The organism is Facivitalis istanbulensis, from assembly GCF_040560405.1.
In the GTDB taxonomy this organism is placed as follows: domain Bacteria; phylum Pseudomonadota; class Alphaproteobacteria; order Sphingomonadales; family Sphingomonadaceae; genus Sphingomonas; species Sphingomonas istanbulensis.
Genome location: NZ_JAVSCQ010000007.1, coordinates 124,168 through 133,700 on the forward strand (window position 1 = coordinate 124,168; position 9,533 = coordinate 133,700).

A 9,533-nucleotide genomic window follows, 5' to 3' on the forward strand; every position below is an offset into this window, starting at 1 on the left:
GGAGCCGGGTTGCTATTCGTCGTCGCGGCGTTCGTCGTTGGGTCGGCGTTCCTCGGGCGCGGGCCCGATGGCGGGGCGATCGCCACGACGGCGACCAGGGCCGACCGAGGCCGGGGCGTCATCGTCGGTGTGCAGGTCGATGCCCAGGCTCTGGATGATGTTGCCCACCGGATCGGCGGTCGGCATCACTTCCTCGTCGACGCCGTTGGCGATGGCGTCGGGATCGACCTCCTCCTGCACCACCGGGGCCGCGACCGGCGGGATGTCGAGCGCCGACTGCATGAACGCGCGCCAGATGCGCGCGGGCACGCCGCCGCCCGACAGGCCGGGATTGGGCGTGTTGTCGTCATTGCCGACCCACACCCCTACCACCAGGTCGCGCGCGAAGCCGAGGAACAGCGCGTCGCGCGAATCCTGGGTTGTGCCGGTCTTGCCGAACGCATCGACCGTCAGCAACGCGTGGCGTCCGGTCCCGGTCTTGATCGAGGAGGACAGCAGGTCGAGCATCCCGTCATGCACCGCCGAGGAGAAGCCCGTCTTCCGGTCGGTCAGCGACTGGTACCAGCCCTTTTCGCGCGCATCGGTCAGGCCATGGCCGACGACCGGATAGCTTTCATTGGCGATCGCGGCATAGGCGGCGGTCAGTTCCAGCAGGCTGACGGTCGAGGTGCCAAGGCCGATCGTCGCTTCATTGGGGATGGGGGTGGTGATGCCCAGGTCGCGCGCCGCCTTGATGACCGCCTTGACCCCGACCGCCTGGGTCAGCCGCGCGGCGGCGACGTTGGAGGAGCGGGCAAAGGCCTGGCGCAGCGTGATCTTGCCCAGATAGCGGCCATCGGCGTTGCGCGGCTTCCACCCGGCGATGTCGACCGGCTCGTCCTCGACGGTCGAATCTGGGGTCATCCCCGATCGCAGCGCGGCCAGATAGACGAACAGCTTGAACGCCGATCCCGGCTGGCGGCGCGCCTGGGTGGCGCGGTTGAACGGGCTCCTGGCGTAATCCTTGCCGCCGACCATCGCCACGACGCGGCCGTCGGGGCGCATCGCGACCAGTGCGACCTGCGCCTGGTTCAACCCGGCGCTGCGCACCGTCCGCTCGGCGATCCGCTGCAACCGCCGGTTGAGCGTGGTCTGGACGGTCGCCTCGGTCTTGATCTCGCCCGCCTGATCGCGGGCCTCGGGCAGGACCCAGTCGGCGAAATAGGTGCCGGAGGGCAGCGTCTCGGGCTGGGCGGCCAGCACGCGCTGCGGCTGTACCGCCTCGGCCTGCGCCTTGGTCAGGAAGCCCGCATCCTCCATCGCCGCGACCACCACCGCCTGCCGGGCGCGCGCGCCCTTCAGATTGGAGGTCGGCGCCAGGCGCGAGGGCGCCTTGACCAGCCCGGCGAGCATCGCCGCCTGACCGATGTTCAACTGGGCGGGGGTACGGCCGAAATAATGTTTGGCGGCGGCGCTGATGCCGTACACGTTATCGCCGAAATAGACGTTCGACAGATAGCGCGACAGGATCTCGTCCTTCGACAGCCAGGCCTCCAGCCAGAAGGCGATCATCGCCTCGCGGATCTTGCGGCCCGCCGTGCGGTCGGAATCGAGAAAGGCGTTCTTGGCCAGTTGTTGCGTGATGGTCGATCCACCCTCGCGCACGCCGCCGGAGCCGACATTGTGCCAGGCGGCGCGCAGGATGCCGCGCGGGTCGACGCCCCAGTGCGAATAGAAGCGCCGATCCTCGATCGCCAGGAACGCCTCACGCACATGCGGCGGCAGCTTGGCGGCGTCGACCGGCGCGCCGATGATCGCGCCGCGCCGCGCGATGGGCGAGCCGTCATCGGCGGTCAGCGTGATCGAGGGCGGCGTCGGCGGCTGGAGCGAGCGCGACAGCGGCGCGGTCACCGCCAGCCAGGCGATGGCGATGACCAGCAGGATGATGCCCGCGCCCAGGCCACGCACGATCCACCGGCCCCAGCGGATGCGGTGGCGGCGGGTGGTCCGCTCGTCCGGCTCGTCCTCGCCGAAGGACCAGCTCTGGGTCTCGGCATCGTAGAGCGGATAGTTGGGCCCCACCGGCTCGTACGGACGGTCGGGGGGCAGGCGATCGGGATTGAAAGGGTCGGGGCGCATCACAGAGTTCCGGCGGTCGGCCACTCGCGTGTATTACTTCACCAGAACACCGCGCGCAAGCACATGGTCGCGCTTACCCTGTTTGGGGCACGTCCGGCAAGCGGTCCACCGGGGGCGTGTCGGCGATGAGGCCCGCACGGTGCGCGACGATGGTCGGGACCAGCGCCTGCCCCGCCACGTTGATCGCGGTGCGCCCCATGTCGAGGATCGGATCGATCGCCAGCAGCAACCCGGCACCCTCCAGCGGCAGGCCCAGCGTGGACAGCGTCAGCGTCAGCATGACGACCGCGCCGGTCAACCCGGCGGTCGCCGCCGAGCCCAGCACCGACACCAGGACGATCAGCACATAGTCGCCGACATGCAGCGGCAGGCCATAATATTGCGCGACGAACAGCGCGGAGATGGCGGGATAGATGGCGGCGCACCCGTCCATCTTGGTGGTCGCGGCAAAGGGGACCGCGAACGCCGAATAGGCCCGCGGCACGCCCAGCCGCCGCTCGACCACATCCTCGGTCACCGGCAGCGTCGCGATCGACGAGCGCGAGACGAATCCCAACTGGATGGCGGGCCAGGCGGCGGCGAAGAAGCGCCGGGGCGACAGGCCGTTGGCGAGCAGGAGCAGCGGGTAGACGACGAACAGCACCAGCCCGAGGCCGATATAGACCGCGAGCGCGAAGCTGCCGAGCGCGGACAGAGATTGCCAGCCATAGCGGACGATCGCATTGCCCAGCAGCGCGCCCGACCCGATCGGGGTCAGCCGGATCACCCAGGACAGGATGCGCCGGAAGATGGCGAGGGCCGAGGCATTGAATGACAGGACGCTCTCCCCCTTGTCGCCGATGCGCACCGCCGCGACGCCGATTGCGACCGCCATGACGATGATCTGGAGGATGTTGAACGATAGCCCGGTCTTCAGCGCGCCGCCGTCACCCGCGCTGGTCGTCGCGGACAGGCCCAGGATATTGGCGGGGATCAGCCCGCGCAGGAAGTCGAGCCACGAGCCCGCCGTGTCGGGGCGCACCGCGCTGCCCGCCGCGACGCCGGCATGAAGGCCGGGCTGGAGCCAGGTGCCGAGCGCCAGCCCGATGCTGACCGCGATCAGCGCGGTGATCGCGAACCAGAGGAAGGTCGCGGCGACCAGCCGCGCGGCGTTGTTCAGGTCGCGCAGCGCCGCGATCGAGGCGACGATGGCGGTGAACACCAACGGCACGACCAGCACCTTAAGCAGTTGCACGAAGCTTTCGCCGACGATGCGCAGCCCCTCAGCCAAGCCGGTCGCGGCGTGCGACCGCGCGAACAGGCCGAGCAGCAGGCCGACGCCCATGCCCACGAATACCTGGGCCCCGAAGGAAAAACGGAATCTCATCCGGCCATAGCTAGCGAGGCGGCGAAACGATCCCAATCAAGATTTGCGTGGGGGCAGGATAGTTGCGCGGCCCCTGGACCGGGCAAGGGCCGGTCGACAGGGCGGAGCCATGATCGGCTCCGGTCGCCGGTTGCGATCATTACCCGGCGTGCCGCTCGGCCATATAGCGGGCCGGCGACGTTCCAAGGGCTTTGCGGAACATGGTCACGAAGCTCGGCACGCTTTCATAGCCGAGATCGGCCGAGACCCGCTGGATCGAAGCGCCCCCGGCGAGCCATTTGACCGCCAGAACCACGCCCAGTTGCCGACGCCATTGCCCGAAGCTCATTCCCGTCTCGCGCCGGACGAGCCGCAACATGGTCCGCTCGCTCAGTCCGGCGCGCTTCGCCCAGATCGCAAGCGAGCTCCGGTCCGACGGCGTGGCGATCATCGCATCCATGATCCGGCGCAGGCGGGGATCGCCGGGCATCGGCAGGTGGAGATCCTCCACGCGCGCGGCCGCAAGTTCGTCGAGGATGACCGAGACCAGTCGGGAGTTCGCGCCGCCCTCCTCGTAGAAATAGGGGAGGTGGGCGGCCCGGGCGAGCAGTTCGCGCAGCAACGGCGTCACCGCCACGGCGCAGCAGCTTGTCGGCAGCGCCTCAGTCAACGCCGGATCGACAAAGGCGCAATAGCCCTCCAGCCCGCCAGAGATGCGAAAGGAATGGAGAGCGCCACCGGGAACCCAGATCGCGCTGCGCGGCGGAACGATCCAGAGGCCGCCCGCAACCTCGCAACTGATCGCGCCCCGCTGCACCAGCAGCATCTGCCCCTTTCTGTGGCGATGCGGATCGAGTTCGAAGCCTCCATCGTCGGGCATCGCCGCGCCGAACGCCACGATGGGCCGGGGGACATCGTCCGGCTCGATCCAGTCCGCCACATTCGCGGTGCTCAGGATCGGCATCGGCTGGGTCCCGATGGCATCCGCATTTTGGCGAAACTGGATAATATCATGGCAAGATTTCGGAATGACGCCACCCTCGCGCGCCTTTATCTCAAGGAGACAGACGGCGTCGAGGCATTTCGCCTTCACGCAAGCCGAAAGGACCAGCCGTGAACAGCCTCGACACCCCCCGCGTCGCCACGCTCCTGACCCGCCTGCATGCAGCCGCCGAGGCATCGGACCGCGCGCATCTGGAAAAGATGATGGCGCAACTGAATGCCCCCGACACCTCGATCGAGCAGATGATGGCACACTATATGGCGGAGGAACGGCGGGACTATCCGGCGGTCTATCGGGGCTATGCCGACAATTTCCTCGCGATCTCGCCGGCGTTCGGCCGCTTTCTCTATGCGCTCGTTCGCGCGACCGGGGCGCGACGGATCGTCGAGTTCGGCAGCTCCATGGGGATTTCCACCCTGTATCTCGCGGCCGCCGTGCGGGACAATGGCGGAGGGATCGTCATCGGAAGCGAGCTTGAGCCCGGAAAGGTCGCGAAGGCGCGCGCGCATCTCGCCGAGGCCGGTCTGGACGATCTGGTCGATATCCGGGAAGGCGATGCGTTGGACACGCTGGCCGATATGGGCGGCGCGATCGACCTTGCCCTGATCGACGGAGCCCTGTCGCTCTATCTGCCGGTGCTCAAGCTGATCGAGCCCGCGTTGCGCACGGGCGCGGCGGTGATCGGCGAAAATGCCTTCGCTCCGGACTATCAGGCCTATGTTCACGATCCAGCGAATGGCTATGTCTCTCAGCCAGTGCAGATCGGCGAGGCGCGCGGCAATGAATTCTCGGTGAGGATCGCCTGATGGCGCACCCCAACAATGGTCCCCTCGCGGTCGAGCGGAAGCAGGGACGGATCGGCAAGGCGCTGATCCGCCTGTTCATGAAGCGGGCGACCATTATCGCCAGCGAGGCATTGAGCGACCGCTTTCGCCTCGTCTCGCTGGAAGGCCCGGAGCTGAGGGAGGTGCAATGGACGCCCGGTCAGAAGGTTCAGATCGCCATGGGGTCCGCCTTCGTCGCGCGCACCTATACGCCGATCGCATGGGATGCCGATCAGGGGCGAACCCGCATCCTGGGTTTTGCGCATGGAGCAGGACCGGGCAGTGAATGGCTCCGACGGGTCAAGGCGGGGGACGAATGCGATGTGTTTGGCCCGCGTGCCTCCCTCGGCGTGCGCCAGCTTGAAGGGCCTTTCGCGATCTTCGGCGACGAATCCTCGCTTGGGCTGGCCTGCGCGTTGACGGGGCAATATCCCCACCGCCTGGTCGCGGGATATTTTGAGGCCGATGACGCTGCGGACACCGCCGCCGTAGCCGTACGTCTCGGAATGGCCGCGACGCATGTCTTCGGACGATCGATGGGTGAGGCTCATATTGTTGATCTGGAGGCGACGCTGCCCGGGCTGATCGCGTCGGGGCATGTCTTCGTTCTGACAGGCAAGGCCGGAACCGTGCAGCGGCTGCGACAGAAGCTGAAGGAGTATGGCGTACCATCGGGGCGGATCAGGGCTAAAGCCTATTGGGCGCCGGGCAAGGTCGGGATGGACTGACGCGTGAAGGCCTGGCCACCGTCGCCGGGATCGCGGTCCCATTGCCCTACACGCCGGCGCGGCCGTCTTGCGGAGAGCGTTCTCGGTGATGCGGCCGAGCGCGCGCCGTTCCAGGCGTGGCCGGGTACCCAGTGATTGGCACCGGTGATCGCTGCTCGATCCATGGCAATTCGCCGGCTGTGAATGTGCGACCGCTATGGGGACAGGCTGCGAACGGCCACCCGTCGCGCTTCTTCATGACGGCGAGCGAGATCGGCGCCTCTTCCCTCATGCGGAACCGGCGCATGAGCGCGGCCCGGCAGAGACCACCAACCCGATCCGTCCTGCTCGCGCCCCTACGCACGAGGAGAAGTAATATGACCCTTAAGCGTCAGGTCGGGGAAAATGGTGCTGCCGGTGAGGATTGAACTCACGACCTCAGCCTTACCAAGGATGCGCTCTACCACTGAGCTACGGCAGCACTCGCGTCTCAACGCGGGAAGCGCGCCTAGAGACGATCGGGCAGACATTGTCAAGCGCTTGTTGGCTGGATTATGCGATGGGCCATGGAAAAAGACGAACGCGCGGAGCGGCTGGCGGCGGCGCTTCGGGAAAATCTGAAGCGGCGCAAGGCGCAGGCGCGCGGGCTGGACGAACCATCCCCGGCCTCGCCCGCCCGTGGGGAGTCGTCCGGCCACGGGTGATCCGGTCGCCGGTTCCTCCTTCCGATGTCGGAGCTTTGATCGGGTCGAGCCTGGGCTGGCATCTTGCTCGACGGGATTTCGCTACCTGGCACTACTTTGGCTGGAGTGTGATTTTTGGGATTTTCTGCGGGAAGAATGCGTGATTCACAGGTTGCCAGCCTTGATGGAGGCTGGCGATGGAAGAGGACTGGCAGCGGGATCTCGAGCATTGGCTTGAGCCGTATCTGCAGAAGTTGGGTAACAAGCGCGGCGTCGGCCACCGGGAGTGTCAGGAATTTCGTGTGCGGGCGGGCGGCTGGACATTACGCCGCCATGGCCTGATGAAGCGTTCGCCGAAGATGACGGCGAACTGGGCCTTGGCCATAGTCCACTCGCGTGGCGGCATCCCCCACTCTTTCTCCGATCGGTTCAAGATCAGGTTGAGCAGCTTGGTGGCGGCCTCGTCGGTGGGGAAATGGCCTCGTGCACGCACCGCCCGGCGCAGCTTTGAATTGAGCGCCTCTATGGAATTGGTGGTGTAGATGATCCGGCGGACCTCGTCGGGAAAGGCGAAGAACGGGATGACCTCGGCCCAGGCACGCCGCCAGCTCTGGCCGATGGCGGGGTAGCGGGTGCCCCAGGGCCCGGCCTCGAAGGCTGTCAGGGCCTGCTCGGCCGCCTCGGCGCCGGGCGCGCGGTAGACCTCCTTCAACGCGCTCGCCAAGCCCTTGCGGTCCTTCCAGGACACGAAGTCCATGGAATTGCGCAGCAGATGGACGATGGGGTCGTTGAAGAAGTCAGAATATGGGCGGATGCGGCGTGTATTCAGCGCCGCGGCTGAAGATCGACCGTGCGGGTACGTTTCAACCGCTCACGGGCACTCTCGCCGGACTGAGATTCATGAATCTGACGGAAATGCGCGCGATCAGGAGTAAAAAGGAGGCGGCGAGCCGCTTCAGGTTGATGGCTGCGGCGGTGAGGAAGGCCTGGATGCGCATGTTGTCGAGGCCGCGTCGGACCGCTCTGCCCAGGCCGTGCTAGGTCTTGGCCTCGCCGTGGACGCCTTCGACGCGCCAGCGATGACGCTGGTACAACCGGGTTTCACGAGTGCCCCAGGCGAGCCGCTTGCGCCGAGCCCTGAGCAGGGCGGGATGGTTCACGTTGAAGACGACAACACGGGCGTGGCGGGAAGGACTGACGCAGCGAGCCCGTAACGGACAGGCACGGCAATCGCAGGCGCGGGCATGGAAATACTGAAACGCGCCGCGCTGGAGCTTGCCTTTGGGGCGAAGGATCTTGCCGCGCGGGCAGCGGGCGATGTTGTGGCGGGGATCGAACTTGAAGCGCCGTGTCGGAATGACCTTGCCTGGCGGCGGCTCGGCCTTGGCGGGGACGATGCCCTCAATGTCGCGATCCTCGAGCGCCTGGAAGACCTTGGCATAGGCATAACCGGCATCCATCGTCGCAATGGCCATCGATCTGCCGGTAGTCGTGGCGATCGCGTCGATCCGCCCCGCGACCGCCATGCCCTCATTCTCTTCGCCAGTCGCAATCTCGACATCGACGATCACACCGGCGATGTCGTCGACTGCGGTATGCTGCTTATAGGCGGGCTCGAGACGGCGATTACGCCCGCTGGTTGCCATCGTGGCGTCAGGGTCGGTCACGCAGACCTTCTTGAACCTGCCGCTTTGACGGCCGTCGCGGAGCGCCTTGTCATCGGCCTCTGCGACAGCCTCGACATGGCGTACGACAAGCGCAGCCCAACTGACGTGCGCGCGGATCAGCGAGGCATCGAGGTGGACAACCTCGCCGGTCGCGATCTTCGCCGCAATGCACGCCTGAACTGTGCGCTCGAAGATCCGCCGGAAACGTTCGCCCCCCCAGCGCTGGCGGATCCGCGTCAGCGAGGAGTGATCGGGCAGCGCCTCATGCACGCTGTAGCCCACGAACCAGCGGATCGCGATGTTAACCGCCGCCTCACGCATCAATCGACGGTCATGGACAATGCCGAGCAGGAAGCCCGCCAGCATCAAGCGCACCGCGACTTCGGGATCGATGCCCGGCCGGCCGTTGTCGGGACTATAGAGATCAGCGATCTCTGCGCGGAGCCACGAAAGATCGAGCACAGCATCGCCCCGCACCGACACGTGATCATTAGGAATAAGTTGGCGCAATGACCCTGAAATGAACAGCTCCAGCTGATCCCGTTCCTTGCGCCCCAGCATGGATCTCTCCCAAGCCTTGATGGTCGATTGAATCATACCGCCTGAGGTTTTTCAACGGCCCCACGATGCAGGTCTGGACGACGGCGTCGGGGAATACGGCCGTGATCGCCTCGGGAAAGCTCTTCAGGCGATTGACCACGGCGAGCAGGATGTCTTCGGTGCCGCGGTTCCTGAGCTCGTTCATGACCCTGAGCCAGAATTTGGCACCCTCGTTCTGCTCCAGCCACAGGCCCAGCACCTCCCTGGCACCATCGGCACGGACGCCGAGCGCGATGTGGATCGCCTTGTTGCGCACCATGCCCTCGTCCCGGATCTTCACCCGTAGCGCGTCAAAGAAGACCAGCGGATAGGCCGGATCCAGCGGCCGCCGCTGCCAGATCGCCACCTCGTCCAGCACCGCGTCGGTCACCGTTCAGAAGGGAGCTGCTCACCCGCTTGTTGTCCGCAATGCGGATATCGCATCACCGAAGCCGCCGTCAAACTTCTGCCAAAGTAGTGATAGGCCCGGTTCACGTTCACATAGCCGGTGAACGCATAGCCATCGTTCGACCGTGTCTTCGCCGTGATCTGGCTCGCCGGATTATACTCGAACGTCGTCGTCACGTCGTCCGCCGTACCCGCCAGA

General features: G+C 66.3%; 7 protein-coding genes, 1 tRNA gene and 3 pseudogenes. 3 read left to right on the forward strand and 8 right to left on the reverse strand.

Annotation, left to right across the window (positions count from 1 at the left end; genetic code table 11):
- Positions 1-12 precede the first annotated feature (12 nt).
- From RN629_RS06910 to RN629_RS06920, 3 genes are all read right to left on the reverse strand, one after another.
- Positions 13-2,118: a transglycosylase domain-containing protein gene (locus RN629_RS06910; RefSeq protein WP_407034540.1), complete on the reverse strand. Its 2,106-nt coding sequence runs from the start codon at positions 2,116-2,118 to the stop codon at positions 13-15.
- A gap of 73 nt (positions 2,119-2,191) precedes the next feature.
- Positions 2,192-3,484 (reverse strand): dicarboxylate/amino acid:cation symporter, encoded by a 1,293-nt coding sequence (locus RN629_RS06915; RefSeq protein ID WP_407034541.1) that lies wholly within the window; start codon positions 3,482-3,484, stop codon positions 2,192-2,194.
- 139 nt (positions 3,485-3,623) lie between these two features.
- Positions 3,624-4,427, reverse strand: coding sequence for an AraC family transcriptional regulator (locus RN629_RS06920; RefSeq protein ID WP_407034542.1), 804 nt, complete (start codon positions 4,425-4,427; stop codon positions 3,624-3,626).
- Positions 4,428-4,576: 149 nt separating this feature from the next.
- On the opposite strand from RN629_RS06920, the gene RN629_RS06925 reads away from it, so the two are divergent.
- Both RN629_RS06925 and RN629_RS06930 read left to right on the forward strand, forming a co-directional pair.
- Positions 4,577-5,272, forward strand: a complete 696-nt coding sequence (locus RN629_RS06925; protein ID WP_407034543.1) for an O-methyltransferase — start codon at positions 4,577-4,579, stop codon at positions 5,270-5,272.
- Entirely contained in the window at positions 5,272-6,018 is a 747-nt protein-coding gene (locus RN629_RS06930) for a siderophore-interacting protein (RefSeq protein WP_407034544.1), read from the forward strand. The genes RN629_RS06925 and RN629_RS06930 overlap by 1 nt, the downstream gene beginning before the upstream one ends.
- 385 nt (positions 6,019-6,403) lie before the next feature.
- On the opposite strand, the gene RN629_RS06935 is transcribed toward RN629_RS06930, so the two are convergent.
- Positions 6,404-6,478 (reverse strand) — tRNA-Thr (locus RN629_RS06935).
- A gap of 85 nt (positions 6,479-6,563) precedes the next feature.
- Here RN629_RS06935 and RN629_RS06940 point away from each other — a divergent pair.
- A complete protein-coding gene (locus tag RN629_RS06940) occupies positions 6,564-6,701 on the forward strand; it encodes a hypothetical protein (protein ID WP_407034545.1) in 138 nt (45 codons plus the stop codon).
- A 268-nt stretch (positions 6,702-6,969) separates the two neighbouring features.
- Here the strand turns inward: RN629_RS06940 and RN629_RS06945 are convergent.
- The 4 genes and pseudogenes from RN629_RS06945 to RN629_RS06960 all read right to left on the reverse strand — a co-directional run.
- A pseudogene (locus tag RN629_RS06945) lies at positions 6,970-7,461 on the reverse strand (transposase); the annotation flags it as partial.
- Between the two features lie 82 nt (positions 7,462-7,543).
- Positions 7,544-8,908: pseudogene (locus RN629_RS06950) on the reverse strand (transposase).
- A 46-nt stretch (positions 8,909-8,954) separates the two neighbouring features.
- A pseudogene (locus tag RN629_RS06955) lies at positions 8,955-9,320 on the reverse strand (transposase); the annotation flags it as partial.
- On the reverse strand, positions 9,314-9,533 hold a 220-nt coding region (locus RN629_RS06960), incomplete at its 5' end, for a hypothetical protein (protein WP_455189833.1). The gene RN629_RS06960 and the pseudogene RN629_RS06955, both read right to left, overlap by 7 nt.